18 protein-coding genes are annotated in these 18,355 nt (G+C 59.2%); 16 read left to right on the top strand and 2 right to left on the bottom strand.

The features are described from left to right. Positions 1–29: 29 nt before the first annotated feature. Positions 30–938 carry a transporter gene (locus ACEW8N_RS11420; protein ID WP_373499951.1) on the bottom strand — a complete coding sequence of 303 codons (909 nt, stop codon included), beginning with the start codon at positions 936–938 and terminating at the stop codon, positions 30–32. A 670-nt stretch (positions 939–1,608) separates the two neighbouring features. Between ACEW8N_RS11420 and ACEW8N_RS11415 the strand changes: the two genes are divergently transcribed. The 6 genes from ACEW8N_RS11415 to ACEW8N_RS11390 all read left to right on the top strand — a co-directional run bounded on the left by ACEW8N_RS11415 (position 1,609) and on the right by ACEW8N_RS11390 (position 7,835). Further along, positions 1,609–1,839, top strand: a complete 231-nt coding sequence (locus tag ACEW8N_RS11415; protein ID WP_373499950.1) for a hypothetical protein — start codon at positions 1,609–1,611, stop codon at positions 1,837–1,839. Positions 1,840–2,302: 463 nt separating this feature from the next. Further along, positions 2,303–2,677 carry a hypothetical protein gene (locus tag ACEW8N_RS11410; RefSeq protein ID WP_373499949.1) on the top strand — a complete coding sequence of 125 codons (375 nt, stop codon included), beginning with the start codon at positions 2,303–2,305 and terminating at the stop codon, positions 2,675–2,677. A gap of 205 nt (positions 2,678–2,882) precedes the next feature. Then, positions 2,883–3,059, top strand: coding sequence for a hypothetical protein (locus tag ACEW8N_RS11405; protein ID WP_373499948.1), 177 nt, complete (start codon positions 2,883–2,885; stop codon positions 3,057–3,059). A 271-nt stretch (positions 3,060–3,330) separates the two neighbouring features. Next, positions 3,331–6,027: a cation-translocating P-type ATPase gene (locus ACEW8N_RS11400; RefSeq protein WP_373499947.1), complete on the top strand. Its 2,697-nt coding sequence runs from the start codon at positions 3,331–3,333 to the stop codon at positions 6,025–6,027. Positions 6,028–6,058: 31 nt separating this feature from the next. Then, positions 6,059–7,192, top strand: coding sequence for an AI-2E family transporter (locus ACEW8N_RS11395; RefSeq protein WP_373499946.1), 1,134 nt, complete (start codon positions 6,059–6,061; stop codon positions 7,190–7,192). Positions 7,193–7,241: 49 nt separating this feature from the next. After that, positions 7,242–7,835, top strand: coding sequence for a nucleoside deaminase (locus tag ACEW8N_RS11390; protein ID WP_373499945.1), 594 nt, complete (start codon positions 7,242–7,244; stop codon positions 7,833–7,835). A 285-nt stretch (positions 7,836–8,120) separates the two neighbouring features. On the opposite strand, the gene ACEW8N_RS11385 is transcribed toward ACEW8N_RS11390, so the two are convergent. Then, a complete protein-coding gene (locus ACEW8N_RS11385) occupies positions 8,121–8,489 on the bottom strand; it encodes a response regulator transcription factor (RefSeq protein WP_373499944.1) in 369 nt (122 codons plus the stop codon). Between the two features lie 237 nt (positions 8,490–8,726). Here ACEW8N_RS11385 and ACEW8N_RS11380 point away from each other — a divergent pair, with 237 nt between their 5' ends. From ACEW8N_RS11380 to ACEW8N_RS11335, 10 genes are all read left to right on the top strand, one after another. Beyond that, positions 8,727–8,933 (top strand): hypothetical protein, encoded by a 207-nt coding sequence (locus ACEW8N_RS11380; protein ID WP_373499943.1) that lies wholly within the window; start codon positions 8,727–8,729, stop codon positions 8,931–8,933. A 60-nt stretch (positions 8,934–8,993) separates the two neighbouring features. Beyond that, positions 8,994–11,720 (top strand): ATP-binding protein, encoded by a 2,727-nt coding sequence (locus ACEW8N_RS11375; RefSeq protein WP_373499942.1) that lies wholly within the window; start codon positions 8,994–8,996, stop codon positions 11,718–11,720. Between the two features lie 233 nt (positions 11,721–11,953). After that, positions 11,954–12,097, top strand: a complete 144-nt coding sequence (locus tag ACEW8N_RS11370) for a hypothetical protein (RefSeq protein ID WP_373499941.1) — start codon at positions 11,954–11,956, stop codon at positions 12,095–12,097. A 150-nt stretch (positions 12,098–12,247) separates the two neighbouring features. Then, on the top strand, positions 12,248–13,093 hold the full coding sequence (locus ACEW8N_RS11365) for a transporter (RefSeq protein ID WP_373499940.1): 846 nt from the start codon (positions 12,248–12,250) through the stop codon (positions 13,091–13,093). A 473-nt stretch (positions 13,094–13,566) separates the two neighbouring features. Continuing rightward, a complete protein-coding gene (locus ACEW8N_RS11360) occupies positions 13,567–13,911 on the top strand; it encodes an ArsR/SmtB family transcription factor (RefSeq protein ID WP_373499939.1) in 345 nt (114 codons plus the stop codon). 141 nt (positions 13,912–14,052) lie between these two features. Further along, on the top strand, positions 14,053–15,435 hold the full coding sequence (locus ACEW8N_RS11355; RefSeq protein ID WP_373499938.1) for a permease: 1,383 nt from the start codon (positions 14,053–14,055) through the stop codon (positions 15,433–15,435). A 141-nt stretch (positions 15,436–15,576) separates the two neighbouring features. Then, positions 15,577–15,810, top strand: coding sequence for a thioredoxin family protein (locus ACEW8N_RS11350; RefSeq protein WP_373499937.1), 234 nt, complete (start codon positions 15,577–15,579; stop codon positions 15,808–15,810). A 110-nt stretch (positions 15,811–15,920) separates the two neighbouring features. Further along, positions 15,921–16,382, top strand: a complete 462-nt coding sequence (locus tag ACEW8N_RS11345; RefSeq protein WP_373499936.1) for a putative zinc-binding protein — start codon at positions 15,921–15,923, stop codon at positions 16,380–16,382. 21 nt (positions 16,383–16,403) lie between these two features. After that, a complete protein-coding gene (locus ACEW8N_RS11340) occupies positions 16,404–16,937 on the top strand; it encodes a (Fe-S)-binding protein (protein ID WP_373499935.1) in 534 nt (177 codons plus the stop codon). Between the two features lie 9 nt (positions 16,938–16,946). Beyond that, positions 16,947–18,326 carry a heterodisulfide reductase-related iron-sulfur binding cluster gene (locus tag ACEW8N_RS11335; protein ID WP_373499934.1) on the top strand — a complete coding sequence of 460 codons (1,380 nt, stop codon included), beginning with the start codon at positions 16,947–16,949 and terminating at the stop codon, positions 18,324–18,326. Positions 18,327–18,355 lie beyond the last annotated feature (29 nt).

Below are 18,355 nucleotides of genomic sequence, written 5' to 3'. Positions count from 1 at the left end.
AGCGCATCACGCGCCCAGACAGGGGTTTGTCAGAAAATCCACATCCAACGAAGATTGAAACCTTGCCCCTGCAGGTCACTTTCACCGTCAATATCCTGTTCATACTTCAAGTTCAACTGCATGTCGGGCCTGAAAAACCAGCCAACACCGCCGCAGAGAGAGACGTTGTAGCCGTCGTCGTTCAGTTCGACTCCATCCACCTTACTCTCCTGGAGGGCTCTATAGTCGCCCTGCAGATAAAAACTCCAATTGCCGAGGTGATAGCTGGGGACGATATTGATTTCGAAATAGTCCCTGCCAGAAGTATTTGTAGAGCTTAGGTCATCGAAATACATGTAATAACCCATGGAACCATCAATCCAAAAATTGCCAAATTGCTGTTGAAATGCGAGAATCGGCATCACCTGATAGCTATTATCTCCCGGATTAATTTTCAGATCATCATCACCCCATGGAGCAACGGCAATCAATGCGGCTTGCAGGTGTGTCGTCTTTTTTTCGTTGTTCCATCCGAGGGAAGTATAGAGCATTGGATTCCAGATACCGGATTCATTAAATGATGAAGCATAATCGGCTCCCTCAATGCTGAGGTTTTCCATACTGAAGATGCCTTCCAAAATGTATTGGAACTGATTACTGTCTCCAAAGTGCCAAGGCTTGATCAATCTAACAATCCCTAATGCGACATCGGTATCGGCGATATCACTTTCGTTGCCGTCGGCATCCGCATACTCATCCGCCCAATAGAAGTAGGTATGGGTTAGAGTGATCAGGGTGTCTGGAAACTGATTACTGAAAAATCCGTCCCTTGTGGCGATTTGCAATATTCCAGGGGCTGCCCAGGCTGTCGAACTCAGAGCGAATGTGAACATACAAAAAAGCAAAAGAAATTTGTGAATCAAGACAGAAAACAATGAGCGATGAATTTGTTTTTTCACAGTTTATTCTCCTTCTTAGTTTAAATCGATATCAGGTTCGGAAACGTTACAAATTCTAATTGTTTCAAAAGAAAGTCACAATTCATAGGAGACAAGGAATCAGGGACGAAACCGCAGAAATGGACAGAGGCGATTTTGAGGTTATGCGACTTGATCTTCCAGCAGGTTGCTCAGCGCTGTGGGTCTTAATTTGGTGCCCGACTTCATCAACGCCGCAAGTCATCTCGTGCCCTTTTTGTGGCAAAAACAACAATACCGGTAAAGTTTAATTGAAGATGATGTATTGTAGGCGGGGATAGAATACAATCCGCAGCAATAGCCATTTATGCATAGTTAGGTATAACTATAGTCTTTCAGATAATCATTTTGGGAAGGCAGCAGGTCGAAGATAGGAGGATTGCAGCTTTACCACGGTGGGGCTTCGGAAAAATTCTACAATATGGAATTTGAGGCGACTGACGTTACATTTTATAGATGACAACCCAGAAATGACCACCTGTGATCACCCAATTTTGACCACCCTGGTTAATGGGTAAACCTTTTTCGGACCTTGTGTATACATGGTGGATAGCCCGGCCCGGCCCGTTGTATGCGCTGCAGCCCGGGAGACGGATGCATTTTTCCGATCAACCGAAGCGGCAGCAGATAACCCGCCGATGAGGAAACAACAATGATCTTAAGTCTGGGAATGATTGAAGGACAAAATTTCAGTGAAGACGTTTTGTGGAGCCTTTCTTTGGGGAACGCCAAACAATTGCTGGTTGGGAGCGCCTATGGGTTCGGCGCGATCCTGCACATCGCCGCGGAAGATGCCGATGACCTCGGCAATTCCCTCCGAGAATTTGCGAAGCTTCAGGGCGTCACAGGCGTGGTGACGCTGGCTCTTCGGACCGAGGCATAGCGGCCCAGGCGAAGGATTTCTGATTATCAACCGGCAACGGCGCCGCAGGATTTGCGGCGCCGTTCAGAGAACAGCCTGCCACCGTGCCCGTGCGCCTGATACCTCCCCAGCAGTGGACATAAAGGGGCTGCGCTTCCATCAAGGCATCATCTATGCGGTCGAGTCTGGGAGACCCGATTCAATATCTCCCCCCGCTTCCACCGCAGTCGATTCCCAGATTTTTCTGCGGGTTCTCCGGGGTTCAGATCAGAACGCCATGCAGCCGAGGAGCCACTGGATCGGTGGGTTCAAGAATACCGTTCATCATGCTTGAACTTGACAAAATTTCAGGGTAATGTGACGAGAATGGATGCTTTTCCGGAAACTTTCCAATTTCGAAATGCAGGGTCTATCCCCGAATAAAGTTATTGGGTTGTGGAGTATACGATAGTATTTTTCAGAATTTTTACGAGAGCGCCGAGTTATGTCGATGATTAAGCTCACGAATACGATGAGGCTCGCCCTCTCTTTGCTGCTGGCGCTCAGTCTGACACCGGCAGTTCCGGAGACACAATGGTCAGTTGGCCTGAAAGACCCGCCTCCAGGCCATAAGACCCTTCTCTTCACGCCTGTTTTCGATGCCGGTGTGGTTTCAGCCTTCACTGAAGGAAGGCGAACCCATTTCAATACGTTCGACGGCCCATCTAAAAACGCATGGATTCTCGGCCGGATTCCGTTTGGTTTGGCCAGGAAATCCTTATCCCCTCTTTCGGAATACGACACCGGCTTCGCCCACCGTGCCGACCGCGCGGCGATTCCCATTCGAGCCCCCCCTTGCCGCCATAAATGCCTTTCGTGATCAACCCGTAAAAAGCCCGTGGACTGCAATTGCACCTGCAATTCGATTGGCGATCGGATTCCCCGATCGACCGAAACCGCATGAGGTGTGATTTGTTTATGAGCATTGAAGCCATGGTGTGACAATGTTCCTGCGCAGCCGTCCACCCGAAAGGCAGCCTGCCGGCTGCCGTAAGCGCTGCATTTATGTGTATGAAGGAGGCGTTATGCGGAATAACCGCTTTAAGGCGTCAAACGATATCGAAACCAGGCCCGTTTCGGGCCAGGAGATTGACTATTCACCAAAAACCTACACCCTGCGCGACCACATCATTTTGGGTCTGAAGCTGTTTGCGGTGGTGGGCATCATTTTTATGCTGTTTTGGATGGTTGAATTATTTTAGCCATATCAGGACCCCTTCAGGCGGGCAGTCGGGCACGGAGGCATGCCCCCGTGCCCGACTGCCCGCCTTTTTTTTGGGTATTGCGTTGCTTCATAAGTATGGTAAAGATTGCCGACCCGGGGCGGCCCTTGCCGAGGGGGGGATTCCGGGCCGGGCCGCGAAAGCAGGAAAAGATGAAAATTCCTCCCCCCGACCCTCTCCCACCGGGAGAGGGGGGTCAGGAAAATCGCAGATGATGACCGTGCGATGTATCATTCGGAGGTGAATCTCGATGGAAGATGAAAAAGTCCTCCCGGAGCCTGAAAAGCCCTGGCACACCCTCACCGTGGACGAGGCGGCCTCGTTCTGGGAAACGGAGCCCGCAACCGGCCTGACCGCCGACGAGGCGGAGGCACGGCGATCGAGGTACGGCGAGAACCGCCTCGCCGAGTCCCGGCCGCGGCCGGCATGGCTCAAGTTTCTGGATCAGTTTAAAAGCTTCCTGGTGATCGTGCTGGTCTTCGCGGCAGTGGTGGCGTGGGGCATCGGCGACCTCAAGGATGCCGTCGTGATTCTGGTGGTCGTGACCTTCAACGCCTGCCTAGGCTTCTACCAGGAACATCGGGCCGAGCAGACCCTGTCCGCGCTCAAGGAGATGCTGGTGCCCACCAGCCGGGTCCGGCGCGACGGGCATGTCCTGGAGGTGGCGGCGGCGAGTCTGGTGCCGGGCGATATCGTTCTCCTGGAGGCGGGCGACCAGGTGCCGGCCGACGGGCGGGTGGTGGCGGCCCACGCGCTGGAGGTGCAGGAGGCGGCCCTCACCGGAGAGTCCCAGGCCGTGGGCAAGTTCGCCCAACCCTTCGAGGATGCCGGGCTTGCGCTGGGGGAGCGCTGCAACATGCTCTATATGAACACTGTGGTAACCCGGGGCCGTGGGGAGTTGCTCGTGGTGGCCACGGGCATGAAGACTCAGATGGGCGACATTGCGGCGATGATCGCCCGGGCGCCGGAGGGCGAAACCCCGCTTCAGCGTCAGCTTGACCTTCTGGGCAAGCGTCTGGCGGCCATCGCGGGCGTCGTGGTGCTGGTCATCTTCGGCCTGACCCTCCTTCGCGGCGCACCCTGGGCCGAGGCCGCCATGACCGCCGTGGCCCTCGCCGTGGCGGCCGTGCCCGAGGGGCTTCCCGCCGTGGTGACGGTCACCCTGGCCATCGGGATGTGGCGCATGGCGCGGAAACGGGCGATCCTCAAAAAACTGGCCTCGGTGGAGACGCTGGGGTCCACCACCGTGATCTGCACCGACAAGACCGGCACCCTGACCCTCAACCAGATGACGGCGCGGGCGGGCTGGTATGCCGGGCGCCGCTTCAGCGTCACCGGCCAGGGCTATTCCCCGGAGGGGGCCATTTCCGTCGAGGGCTCCCCGGATCTGTCGCCGCTGCTGCTTCCCATGGCGCTCTGCACGGAATCGCGGGTGCGGGACGGGCAATTGATCGGCGACCCCACCGAGGGGGCGCTCTATGTGCTGGCCCAGAAAGGCGGGCTCGACCCCATGGAGGCGCTGGCCCGGCACCCCCGCATCGCGGAGATCCCGTTCGATTCGGCCCACAAGTTCATGGCCACCTTTCACCGAGAGGATGTTCGGGTGGTGATGTATGTGAAGGGCGCCTCCGACATCCTGCTCGCGCATGCCGGGCGGGTCCAGGGACCGGACGGCCCCGAACCCCTGGATGAGGCGGCGCGTCGGCCCATCCACGAAGAAAACGATGCCCTGGCCGATCAGGCCCTGCGGGTGCTCGCCCTCGCGCGGCGCGAGATTCCGGAAGCGGAGTTCGCGGCCGGGGGGGATCTCTGGCAATGGGTCGGCGACTGGACCTTTCTGGGTCTGGTGGGGCTGATGGACCCCCCCCGCCCCGAGGCGGCGGATGCCGTGACCAGTTGCCGCGAGGCCGGGATCCAGGTGAAAATGATCACCGGGGACCACAAGAAGACGGCGGCGGCGGTGGCGGGGGAGCTGGGGCTTTCCGGCGAGGTGGTGTCGGGCGCGGACCTGGATGCCATGAGTGCGGAGGAACTGGCCCGGCGCATCAACGCCATCGGGGTCTTCGCCCGGGTATCCCCCCAGCACAAGGTGAAGATCGTCAGCGCCCTCAAGGCCGACGGCCACGTCACCGCCATGACCGGCGACGGCGTGAACGACGCCCCGGCCCTCAAGGCGGCGGATATCGGCGTGGCCATGGGCATCACCGGCACCGCGGTCACCCGGGAGGCGGCCACCCTGGTGCTCACCGACGACAACTTCGCCACCATCGTGCATGCGGTGGAGGAGGGCCGCGTCATCTACGACAACATCGTCAAATTCGTGCGCTTCCAGCTCTCCACCAACATCGCCGCCATCCTCACCGTGCTGGCCGCCACCCTGCTGGCCATGCCGGTGCCCTTCACCGCCATCCAGCTTCTGTGGATCAACATCATCATGGACGGCCCGCCCGCCATGAGCCTGGGCATCGAACCGGCCCAACCCGGCCTGATGCGGCGCCCTCCCCGCACGCCCGGGGCCGAGATCCTGTCCGGCCCGAGGCTTTTCCGGCTGGTGGTGTACGGCCTCACGATGACCATCGGCACTCTGGCGGTCTTCGCCCACGGCCTGAGCCGGGGGAACGATGCCTACGCCGTGACCCTGGCCTTCACCACCTTTGTCCTGTATCAATTTTTCAACGTCTTCAATGCACGAGCCGAACACGGCAGCGCGTTCAACGAACATTTTTTCGGTAACGGCAAACTCTGGCTCGCCCTGGCGGGCGTCCTTCTCCTGCAGACGGTCGTTGTCCACTGGCCGCCGGCCCAGTCCATCTTCGGCACCACTGCCCTGAGCCCTGCCGACTGGGGGCTGTCGGCCCTGACGGCCTCGAGCGTGCTGCTCCTGGACGAGGCCCGGAAGCTTCTGCAGCGGGTGTGGAAATATTTGCGGGCTCCCCGGACCGCATAAAACCGGGCATCGACGGATCGGGAGATCATCCATGGAGCACGATACCGCAACATCCGGCAGGGAGAAGGGCAGGCTCGAGCAGCGATCCTTCATACTGATGCTCGTCGGCGTCAGCCTGCTCTTCGTGTATCTGCTCAAGCCCTTTTTCGGGTCGATCTTCTGGGCCTGCATCATCGGCCTCCTCTTCCATCCCCTGCACCTGCGGTTTCTGAAGGTGTCGGGGAACCGCCCGACCCTGGCCGCGGTGGGCACCCTGATCGTCTGCGTCACCATCGGCATCATCCCGGCCCTTTTCGTCCTCGGCTCCTTCTTCCAGGAGGGGGCGCTCCTCTACCAGCGCCTTCAGAGCGGTGACATCGACCCGGGGGGCTATGTCGAACTCATCAAAAAGGCCTTTCCCGCAGTCCAGCAGTTTCTGGAGCGCTTCGGCTTTGACCTGAACAATCTCAAGGTCCAACTCTCCAGCGCGGCCATCGCGGGCAGCCGTTTCATTGCGCAGAATGCCGTGCAGCTCGGTCAGGGCACCCTGCAATGGTTCATCAGTCTCGGCCTGATGCTTTATGTGGCGTTTTTCATGCTGCGCGACGGGACCGGGCTGGTCGCCCTGATGGTGCGGGCACTTCCCCTGGGCGACGAATGGGAGCGCCTGCTCTTCGCCAAGTTCGCGGAGGTGACCCGCGCCACGGTCAAGGGAAACCTGGTGGTCGCCGTCGTGCAGGGAACCCTGGGCGGGATCATCTTCTGGTTTCTGGGCATCCCGGGCCCCCTTTTGTGGGGGGTGGTGATGACCCTGCTCTCCCTGATTCCCGTGGTCGGGGCCGGCCTGATCTGGGCTCCGGTGGCGATCTACCTCTTCGCCGTCGGCGAATGGGGCCAGGGATTGACCTTGACCGCGTTCGGCGTCATCGTCATCGGCCTGGTCGATAATATCCTGCGCCCGATTCTCGTGGGGCGCGACACCAAGCTGCCGGACTATATGGTGCTCCTCTCGACTTTAGGGGGCATTGTGCTGTTCGGGATCAACGGATTCGTGATCGGGCCTCTTCTGGCGGCGTTGTTTGTGGCTTTCTGGGAGATCTTCATGCGCGAGTTCAATGCGCCGGAGCCGGCCCCTTCGGAGGAGGATCCGCAAGAGGTTGGAAACCCGACCGGAGATCCTGAATAGGCCCGGCCGCATGCAAGCAACGGCAGGGCCAAAAGACACCGGAGGACCCATGTGCGACATGCGGCTCATCGACCGCCTGCTTGCGGTCATGGAGAACGACATCGTTCCCGCAACCGTTGCGGCGGTCGGTCGGGGGAACAAGATCTTCGGGGCGGCGATTCTTCGGAAGTCCGATCTTTCCATCGTCGTCATCGGCACGAACAACGAAATCGAAAACCCCCTCTGGCACGGAGAGGTCCACGCCATCAGGCGGCTCCACGAGCTGCCCCGATCGGAGCGTCCGGCCCCCGGCGAGATGCTGTTTCTGTCCACCCACGAACCCTGCACCCTCTGTCTCTCGGCAATCACCTGGGCCGGCTTTGATAATTTCTATTATCTCTTCAGCCATGAAGACTCCCGAGACAGTTTCCATATCGGTCACGACCTCAAGATCCTGAAGGAGGTTTTCCTGTGCGCACCCGGGGGATACGCCCGCCGGAACGCCTACTGGACGGCCCGACGAATCGGCGATCTGATTGCGGCCTGTGACGAAGAGGCGCGCCGGGGCTTTGATACCCGCGTGCGGACCCTGGAAAAGATTTACGAAGGACTCTCGGCCGTTTACCAGAAAGGCAAGGCAAATAACGACATCCCGCTCAAGTAGGCCCCCGGCCCGCAGGGACTTGCGGGTTTTTTTCCTGAAAGTCGCCAACCCGAGGGCGGCCGAAACAGCAAGGCCCTCCCCCCGCCCCCATAATGACCTTCTCCTCGCAGCCCCGGGTCTGCCGGACGAGGCGGTTTTCGGGGAGCAAATGACAAGCAGGATTGTCCGAGGCGCCTGCCTGCCGTTTTGAAATCAGGCGCCTCTGGTTTCCGTGCGCGGATTTCTGCAGAAGGCTGTCTCATGGGGGCGACGCCGGAAAGGAGGATCGCTTCGGCCGCGAGGCCGCTATCTCAGCAGGAATTCTATTTTTTCCAGCAGCAGGGCATTGGAGAAGGGTTTGGTAATGTATGCATCCGCCCCCAGGTTCAACCCTCTTGCGATATCCACATCGCGGCTCCTGGCGGTCAGGTAGATCACCTTGATATCGTCCCATTCCGGTCTTTGACGGATCATCTGAAAAATTTCGTACCCGTCCAGGTCGGGCAGCATGATGTCCAAAAGGATCAGGTCCGGCTTGGACCGGGCAATGTTTTCCAGGGTTTCCTTGCCGCTTTGGGCCAACTCAACATCAAAATGGTTTTTCTCCAGCAGGAATTTGAGGGAGACGAGGATGCTCAGTTCATCATCGACGATCAATATCTTTTTGGCATTCATGAACCCATCTCCATGGGAGCGCTGGCCGCCCGGCATGGCGCCGTTTTCAGGGCCGCTCTCCGGGGTGAACCCTCTAGGCGGATTGACGCGCATCCTAAATTACACTATGCTGATTCAGGTGATACGTTACGGGATTGAAACTAACAACAAATCCTCCCGGGGACAATCGCAAATTTGCCGTCATTATCTCCCAGCCACCCAAGGCCCGCCCGGTCTTGCGATATCAAAGAGGCTGCCATGACCGGAGACGCCCTCCGCAATAAAAGGCTCATAGCGTTGTTTTTGTTGGGGTATCTTCTGCTGAACAACCCGTTGCTCTCGTTGTTCAATCAGCCCGGAATGGTGTGGGGGATTCCCCTGTTTTTCGGATATGTTTTTGGCGTCTGGCTGGCCCTGATCGCCTTGATCATGCTGACGGTCGCATTCGGCGCTCCGTCGCGATGACGAGGCCATGCCCGGCCCATCCCCTCCCCACGGCCTCCGGGCCATGATCCGGTGCCGACCATGCTGACCACCGAGACCGTCCTGCTCACCTCCCTGTGCTATATCGGCGCGCTCTTCGTCATCGCCCATTATGGGGACAGGCGCGCCAGTGCCGGCCGAAGCATTATCAGCAGCCCCTATGTCTACGCCCTGTCCTTGGCGGTCTACTGCACGGCCTGGACCTTTTACGGCAGTGTCGGCCGGGCTGCCCGCTCGGGCCCTGAATTTCTGGCCATTTACATCGGCCCCACCCTGATGGCCTCCCTGGGTTGGGTGGTCATGCGCAAGATCCTGAGGATCAGCCGCATCCACCGGATTGCCTCCATCGCCGATTTTATCTCCTCCCGCTACGGCAAGAGCGCGGCCCTGGGTGGCGTGGTGGCGGTCATCGCCGTCCTGGGCATCGTCCCTTACATCTCCCTCCAGCTTAAAGCGATCTCCATCAGCTTTCTACTGTTGACCCATTATCCGGAAAGCCACGTTACCGTTGGCTTCGGGGGCCTCTCTTTTTTCAGGGACACCGCTTTTTATGTGGCCGCCCTGCTGGCCGTGTTTGCCGTTCTTTTCGGCACGCGAAAGCCGGAGGTCACCGAACGTCATGAAGGCCTCGTGGCGGCCATTGCACTGGAGTCGGTGGTCAAGCTGGTCGCTTTTCTGGCCATCGGCTTTTTCGTGACCTACGGGCTCTACGACGGGATGGCCGATCTCTTCTCCCGTGCGAGCCGGCGGTCCGACCTGAGCGATCTTTTCACCCTGGAAATGTCCGCCGGCGCCTCCGCCGACTGGACCGTCCATGTCCTCCTCAGCATGCTGGCCATTATTGTGCTGCCCCGGCAGTTTCAGATGGCCGTCGTGGAAAACGTCAATGAGGAGCATCTCAAGAAGGCCATGTGGCTCTTTCCCCTTTACCTGTTGGCCATCAATATTTTTGTGCTGCCCGTGGCCTTTGCCGGCATGCTCCAGTTCGGGGGCCAGGCCGTCGACGCCGACACCTTCGTGCTGCGCCTGCCCCTGGCTTACGGGCAGAACGCCCTGGCGCTCTTGGTGTTCATCGGCGGCATGTCCGCCGCCACGGGGATGGTGATCGTGGAGACCATCGCCCTGTCCACCATGATCAGCAACAACCTGGTGATGCCCCTGCTGCTGCACATCCCCGCCCTGAGGCTCGACCGGAGCAGCGATTTGAGCGCCTGGCTGGTCGCCGTCCGCCATGCGGCCATCGCGATCACCATCCTCCTGGGCTATATCTACTTTCGGCAGACCGCCGAATACTATCCCCTGGTGGCCATCGGTCTGGTCTCTTTTGCCGCCGCGGCCCAATTCGCCCCGGCGCTTTTGGGCGGCATCTTCTGGAAGGGCGGCACCCGGGCCGGGGCCCTGAGCGGCCTGATCGCGGGATTCCTGGTGTGGCTCTACACCCTGGTGCTGCCCACCATGACCGATGCCGGTCTGATGCCCCCGGGGTTCATCCGGCAGGGGCCGTTCGGCATTCACTGGCTGCGGCCGTTCCAGCTCTTCGGGCTCACCGGCTTTGACACGATCTCCCACGGTGTTTTCTGGAGCCTCCTGATCAACACCGGCGCCTTTATCGGTGTATCGCTCTTCAGCAAACAGTCCGCCCTTGAAAAAACCCAGGCGACAATGTTCGTGGATGTCTTCCATTTTTCCCGGGAGGGCCGGGAATCCGCAGTATGGCGCGGGACCGCGCGGGTCCCGGACCTCACCTCCCTCCTGGAGCGGTTTCTGGGCAAAGCCCGCACCCAGGAAGCCCTGGAAACCTACGCCCGGAGCCGCGGCAAAATCTGGGACCTGTCACTGAACGCCGATCCGGGGTTTGTCACCCATGTCGAAAAGCTCCTGACCGGCGCGATCGGGTCGGCGTCGGCCCGCGTCATGGTGGCGTCAGTGGTCACGGAGGAGAGCTTCGGCTTGGAAGCGGTGATGGACATCGTGGATGAGACGCGCCAGGTGATCATTTACAGTCATGAGCTGGAAAAGGCCACCGCCGACCTGAAAGCGGCCAACGAGCGGCTTCAGGAACTGGACCGCCTCAAAGACGAATTCATCTCAACGGTGACCCACGAGCTGCGCACCCCCCTCACCGCCATTCAATCCATTGCCGAGATTCTGAGGGACTACCCCGATACCGGCAAAAAAGAGCAGGGCGAGTTTCTGGAAATCATGATCAACGAGATCAAGCGCCTGGCCCGCCTGATCAATCAGGTGCTCGACTTTCAGAAAATCGAAGCGGGCCGGATGGCTTGGCAGGTCAATCCCCTGGATCTGGTGCAGGTGATTCGCGACGCCGTCGACGCCACCCGCCAGCTCGTGGCGGCAAAAGGCCTGCATCTGACCGCGGAGATGCCGGAACAGGTCCCCGAGATCGCGGGCGACCGGGACAAGCTGATGCAGGTGATGGTGAACCTGATTTCCAACGCCGTCAAGTTCTGCGATCCCCACATTGGCCGGATCCACATCGCCATGGTGCATCGCGGCAACATGCTGGAGGTCAGCATCAAAGACAACGGCATCGGCATCAGCGAAGAGGCCCAGGAGTTGATCTTTCAGCAGTTCACCCAGGTCTCCCCCCCCGGCCTCGGCAGGCCCCAGGGGAGCGGTCTGGGCCTGGCCATCGCCAAGCGCATCGTGGAGTTCCATGCCGGCAGCATCTCGGTCCGGAGCGCGCCGGGCCAGGGCGCCGGCTTTACCGTGACCCTGCCCGTTGACCGCACGGGCGGCACCGCCTGAGCACCTTTCCTATTCCTGCAGATGCAAGGTGTCAAGCGTGACCGGTGCACCCCGATGGTTCCGACGGCGAGTCCTCTCATTCGACGCAGAGAATCGCCTCGGGAATCCGGAAGCCGGGGGATGACCCGGGAGACCGTGTTCATGGCGGGCAGTGGGGCCTGCGCTGATACAGACTGACCCGGAGTAAAGTCGATGTCCCCCGAAAGGCCCTCTCTGTCTATCCGGCCATCATCATGGGGATGCTGAGCAGGGGCTTCACCATGGTTTCCTGGGGCCGCTGCGGCAATGTCTTCCGCTTCATGTCGCCCCGGATCCTGACCAGGGATCAGGCCCGGAAGGCTGTCGAGATATTGCTGGAAGTCTCCAAAACGGTGTAGTACCTTGTGATCCCGGCGCACTCCCGGATGCCTGCGCCGGGATCCTTTTGATGAGGAGGCTCATCCCGGCGGTTGAGCCTTTTGAAGCATGCACGGACGGGTCATTGAACCGTCAATCATGATGAATGTCAGCCAGGGAAAGGAATGTTTATGAGAAGAAGAGTGTGGGTATGGGTGATCCTGATGGGATTGACCGTTGTTTTGCCAGCGAGTGCGGACGTTCTGGATCCTTTCGACAACGCGCCGTCGCCCTCAGGGACCCTGGGTCTCGGCACCTATGTTTCCTACCAGAGCCTTCCGGATTATGTCGATGAAAATGAAGGAGATATCGAAATCGAGGCAAAGGCTTCGGCGTTTCTGTTGCGGCCCATCTGGTTCGGCCCGAAAATAGCGGATAAAATGAGCTGGGGGGTGAATGCGATCGTCCCTTTTGCCAACGTGGACGCCGATGGATTGGACTCCCAGTCCGGCATGGGGGATGTCGTGGTCAGCCCGTTCATCTTTCTGGTGGAAAAAGGCCCCTTCAACCTTTCCTTCTGGGAGTTCATCTATACACCCACCGGCGAATACGATGAAAACAATCCCGACACCAGCATCGGCCTGGACACCTGGCAATTCCAGCACCAACTGGCGCTGGGCTGGTACCCGGGACAGTTTGGAATGGACTGGACCATAAATTATTGGAACCGGCTCGAGTCCGACAAGCTGAATATCGACTACCAGGACGCCATCGAGACCGACCTGATCCTGCATTGGACATTCGCCAGCAAGGTGACCGCGGGCGTGATCGGGTCCTTCTGGTGGGACGTGGATGATCTGGAGATCGACGGCGAGACGATTGACGATACCCAGGGGCACCGCTATGCCGCGGGCTTCAACCTGATGTATCCCCTCAAGGAGGATATCATCCTGAGCGGCCGCTATACCCACGACTTCGATGCCGAAAACCATGTCAAGGGCGACTGGGGGTATCTGAGAATGGTCTTTTTGTTCTAGCCGTCTGTGATGGATCGGCTGAATGCCGGAACCTACCGCGGACGGTCCGCATCGGGTTACGATCTGCGGGGTAACGGCGACAGGATGCCGGGGCCTGCGTTACCCCGCTTTTTTTGTGAACCCTGGTTCGAGAAGATCATCCGCAACATCTTCACCGCAAATGCCCGCTTAGCGCAACTCCGACGAGCAAAAACGGTCTGTCCACTCTTTTGTATACAAAAGGGGCAGTGCGGCAGGCCGTTGGGAATGAAAAGAACCGTCGTTGCAGCAATCGTTCCTGCATAAAAAATCGGTCATCGGTCAATGGTCCTCCGGCGCTTTTTTTTAAATTCTGCATTCTATTTCCGGTCTTGGATCCATCCCGGTGAATTTGTCTCAAGAAGCCCCGCCCCTCTCCCCCATGGTTCTGAAAACTTTCTCTTGACAAGCCGACGGGAATTTACCATATTCCGATTCAACGATGTGAAGGAAATATGCAAAAGTTCATCAGCGTCATGAAGGCCCTGTCCGATCCGAACCGGGTGAAGATCGTCAAGCTGCTCCGGCACAGGAGGCTCTGCGGGTGTGAAATCCAGGAAGCGCTGGGTATTGCACAGTCCAGCGTGAGCAAGCATCTCAAAATTCTGGATCAGGCGGGGCTGGTTTCCGGTTCCAGGGACGGGCTGTGGGTAGATTACAGACCGGCCGACGGCACCGAAAATCCCTATTCGGCCAGCATGCTCGGGAACCTGCGGCACTGGCTGGATGCGGATGGCGAGGTGGCGGAAATGGCGGCCAGGATACCTGAAAATCACCGCAGACAAACCACCGGGGGCTGATGGCGGCATGTTTTCGACCTGTATCGATACATCGCTAAATTAGAATTTAAATCTTGAATGCGTGGGCGATCTTCCGGGACCATGGTCCGTAAGTCGCGGCCGCAGGAAAAGACTCAACCGAAAAACGAAGGAGAATCAGTCATGAGCAACGCTCAAGCAGCTCATAATGAACCGATAGGGCACGGTGTGGCGGAGAGTGCGGAGGAGACGCCGCCAAGCCGTATCGACTGGAGCACCATCTGGATTCCCATGTCGCTGATTGTGGGGGCGTTTCTGGTGGCCTTTTATCTTCCCATGGATAGCAAGCGGTTCACCAACGCCATACTCGAATCCCTGTCTCTGGTCAAATGGTACGCCCAGGAGCACGTACTCCTCTGTCTGGTGCCCGCATTTTTCATTGCCGGGGCGATCTCCTGTTTTGTGTCGCAGGCTGCGGTGATGAAGTACCTGGGGCCGGCGGCCAACAAGGCCCTGGCCTACGGAGTGGCTTCGGTTTCGGGCAGCATCCTGGCGGTCTGCTCCTGCACCGTCCTGCCCCTCTTTGCGGGTATCTGGAAGCGGGGGGCAGGCCTGGGTCCGGCCATCGCGTTTCTTTACTCCGGCCCGGCCATCAACATCCTGGCCATCGTGCTGACTGCGAGGATCCTCGGGTTGCCCCTGGGCATCGCGCGTGCCGCGGGGGCGGTTCTGTTCAGCATCGTCATCGGGTTGCTGATGCATTTTTTCTTCAGGAAGGAAGAAGAGGAAAAGGTGCTGGCGGCGATGCACCTGCCTTCCGTGGAGGTCGAGCGGCCCTTGTGGCAGAATGTGCTTTATTTTGCCACCATGATAGGTTTGCTGATCTCGGCCACCTGGGGAAAGCCTTCCGAGCCCGTTGGTTTCTGGAACGCCGTCTTCCAGATCAAGTGGTGGCTGACGGGGGCCTTTGCAGCGGGTCTGGGGACAGAACTCATCGTCTGGTTTCGCGTGAAGGCGGTCAAAGTCATTCTTGCCGGGATCATTCTGGCAGCCCTGGCGTTTCTCTTTCCCCACCAGCCCCTCATCGCCTTCGGGGCCGGCATTGTGGCTCTCACCATTCTCATCACCACGACCCGCGGCGAGACCGAAGACTGGTTCATAGCCACCTGGGATTTCACCAAGCAGATCACGCCCCTGCTTCTGGGCGGGGTGATGGCGGCGGGGCTGCTCCTGGGGCAACCGGGCAATGAAGGGCTCATTCCCTCCCAATGGGTGAGCGGCCTGGTCGGCGGAAATTCTTTCGGCGCCAATTTCTTCTCCGCGCTTGTTGGGGCGTTCATGTATTTCGCAACGCTCACGGAAGTCCCCATCCTGCAAGGGCTCATCGGGTCGGGGATGGGACAGGGTCCGGCGCTGTCGCTGCTCCTGGCCGGCCCGGCCCTCTCGCTGCCCAACATGCTGGTCATCCGAAGCGTCATGGGCGCCAAGAAGACGATCGTTTTTGTGTCTCTGGTCGTCATCATGTCCACCTTCTGCGGGATGGTCTTTGGACATTATTTCCCATGATTCAGATTTCGGGCCGTTGCACCAAGTCCCGTAGGAGGTTTTTCATGCCGCGGTTCGATTGGGTCTGATAGCATCACTTCTATTATAACCCTCAGCGGCGCCTTTATGGTGGCGCAGAATCAACATCAAAGGAAAGGCAACATGGAAATCAAAGTGCTGGGGCCCGGATGCCCCAAATGTCAGCAGACGGAAAAGGCGGTCAAGGACGCTCTTGCGGAAACGGGCGTGGACGCTCAGGTGGAAAAAGTGACCGACATCCTGAAAATCGGGGAATACGGCGTTTTCGGTACCCCGGCGGTGGTGATCGACGGGGAGGTGAAGTCGGTCGGCAAAGTGCCCTCGAAGGAAGACGTCAAGAAGTGGCTCAAAAAGTGAGATGATTTCTTGAAGGCGAAGGGCCTGGGCTGCGGTGAAGCAAAATCGGCGGGCGACATCTCCTTCGGGGAATTCATACCATCTCAATTTCAAGCATCAGGGAGGATGCCATGAGCGAAACATGCTGTGACGGGGGAAGCAATGTCATGATTCTGGCCTGTTCGGGCGGCTCCAACGTGGGACGGTTGTCCAACGAGGCCGCCGTTGAGCTGACCCGGGAAGGTTTTGGCAAGATGTTCTGTCTGGCGGGAATCGGAGGGCACTTTTCCGGTTTCGTCCAATCGGCGAAGGATGTTCCAAGGATGGTGGCCATCGACGGCTGCCCGGTGGGGTGCGTCAAGGCTATTTTGAGCCACGCCGAGATCCCGTTGAAAAATTACGTGGTGATCACGGACCTCGGCATTGAGAAAAACAAGAACTTGAGCCTGGAACGGGCTGACATCGACCTGGTGAAGGATGCCGTGAAAACGGCAACGGCACCTGCGGCCGTTCCCGCCAGCCAAATCCCCCCTTCTGTTGGATGCGCCTGCACCTGCGGGGGACCGGGGATCCTGGCGAATCAGCGGCGATAAGCCGCGACAGGAGGATCACGAATGGGTGAGCCCATGCTGCTGGTCGGGTATAGCAAGAAGATCTTTCGCCCGGATTGCAACCCGTCGTTTGCGTCCGTGCATTGCATCGCAAGCTTGAACGAGGATGTGGGGCCTGCCCTGCCCTATCTGAACGCGGTGCTGGGCGGGACCCAGTATTTCAGTGATCCGCCGGAGGTGATGTTCCACCATCGCGGCAGACTCATCAAGGTGGCGGGGCGGGAGATCGCCATCAATGCCCTCAAGGACGAAGAAGAGGCGGACCTGATCCTGGAATGGCTGAAAACCGAGATCAACCAGGCCTGGGAGAACCGGGCCGCCATCACGCCCTGCTACACGGGCAAGGTCAAGCCGAAGATCATCGACATCTTGCGGCTGCTGCCCAAGACCAATTGCCGGAAATGCGGCCTGCCCACGTGCATGGTGTTTGCCGCCCAGGCAATGGAAGGCGGGAAATGCGCCGGGGACTGTCCGGAATTGGATGACGACCGCCGCAGGCAACTCTCGGATTACCTGGCGGGCTTTACGTTTGAATAGGAAGGCACCATGACGGACGTCCCTGAGGACAGCATCCGGGAGGTGGTGGAGATGTGCGCGGATTGCGAGTCCTGCCGGGACATGATGGAGACCTGCCGCCTGTTTCCGGAGCTCTACCGCCTCTGGGACCGGGAACAGGAGACCGGGTCTCCCATCCCTGACGAGGACCTGCGGCGCCTTGCGGACCTGTGCAATTACTGCGGGCTCTGTTCCTGTCCGGACGTCCGGGAGAAGGTCATCGCGGCCAAAACCGGTTTCGTGGAACGGGATGGAATGCCCCCGGCCTTGCGCCTGCTGGAGGATGTGGCCAAGCTGGGCCGGATCTGCGGGGCCCTGCCCCGCCTCAGCAATATGCTGGGCAGGCACCCCACCTTCAGCCGGTGGATCAAACGGGCAGCCGGTATTCATGAAACCCGGATCCTGCCGTCGTTTCCGGATGCGCCCTTTTTTTCATGGGCGAAGGCCGGGGGGCTGAAGCATCCGCGAAACACGGGTGAAAACAAGGTCCTGTTTTTTGCGGGCTGCACCGGCGCCTATCTCTTTCCCCGGGTCCCGGAGGCGGCGACGGCGGTCCTTGAAAAAAGCGGGGTCGAGGTCTGGGTGCCGGAGCAGGGCTGCTGCGGCATGCCTTCCCTGCTGGAGGGCGACCGCGCCAAGACCCTCGACTTTGTCCAAAGAAACCTGAACTTTCTGGCGCAAGCCGCGGCCGAGGGGTGGCGGATCGTGACGGCCTGCCCCACCTGCGGGTACATGCTCAAGGAGGTGCTGCCCCGGGGCGCCTGGTTTTCAGAGGCATATCAAAAGCGTGTCGGCGGGGACGACAAGTATCTCATCCTCCCGGAAAAAATGCCGCGCGACCCCGGAGCGGAGCGCACCTTCCGGAAGGTTCAGCGCATCATGTTCAAAGCCGGCATCACGGATGACGGGTATTTTTCCCCCCTCGACCCGATGCAACGGATCACGGTGTCGGAAAACACCCTTGACCTGGGTGAATACCTGATGGTGCTTTTGCGTGAAAAGCGCCTGAACACGGATTTTGGTCCGGTAACGATGCGCGCGGCCTATTATCCGCCCTGCCACCTCCGGGAGCAGAACATCGGAAGGCCTTATCTGGAGCTGCTGCGCCGGGTCCCCGGCCTGCACGTCGAGGCCGTCGAAGGGGTCTACGACTGCTGCGGCATGGCCGGGATCATGGGATTTAAAAAAACCTTCCACGACACCTCCCTGGCCATGGGCAGGCCCCTCATGGACAAGATCGATGCCGTTCGTCCGGAGCGGATCCTCACCGACTGCCTGAGCTGCCGGCTGCAGTTCGAGCAGATGGCGGACTATCCGGTATCGCATCCCGTCGAGGTGCTGGATGCCGCCTATCGCGGGGTTGGGTTGTGAACCATTCTCTTCCCTATTGCTCCAGGAGA

Origin of the sequence: Desulfococcus sp., from assembly GCF_041737845.1 — a bacterium.
GTDB lineage: Bacteria > Desulfobacterota > Desulfobacteria > Desulfobacterales > Desulfococcaceae > Desulfococcus.
This window is presented reverse-complemented; position numbering and strand designations above follow the sequence as displayed.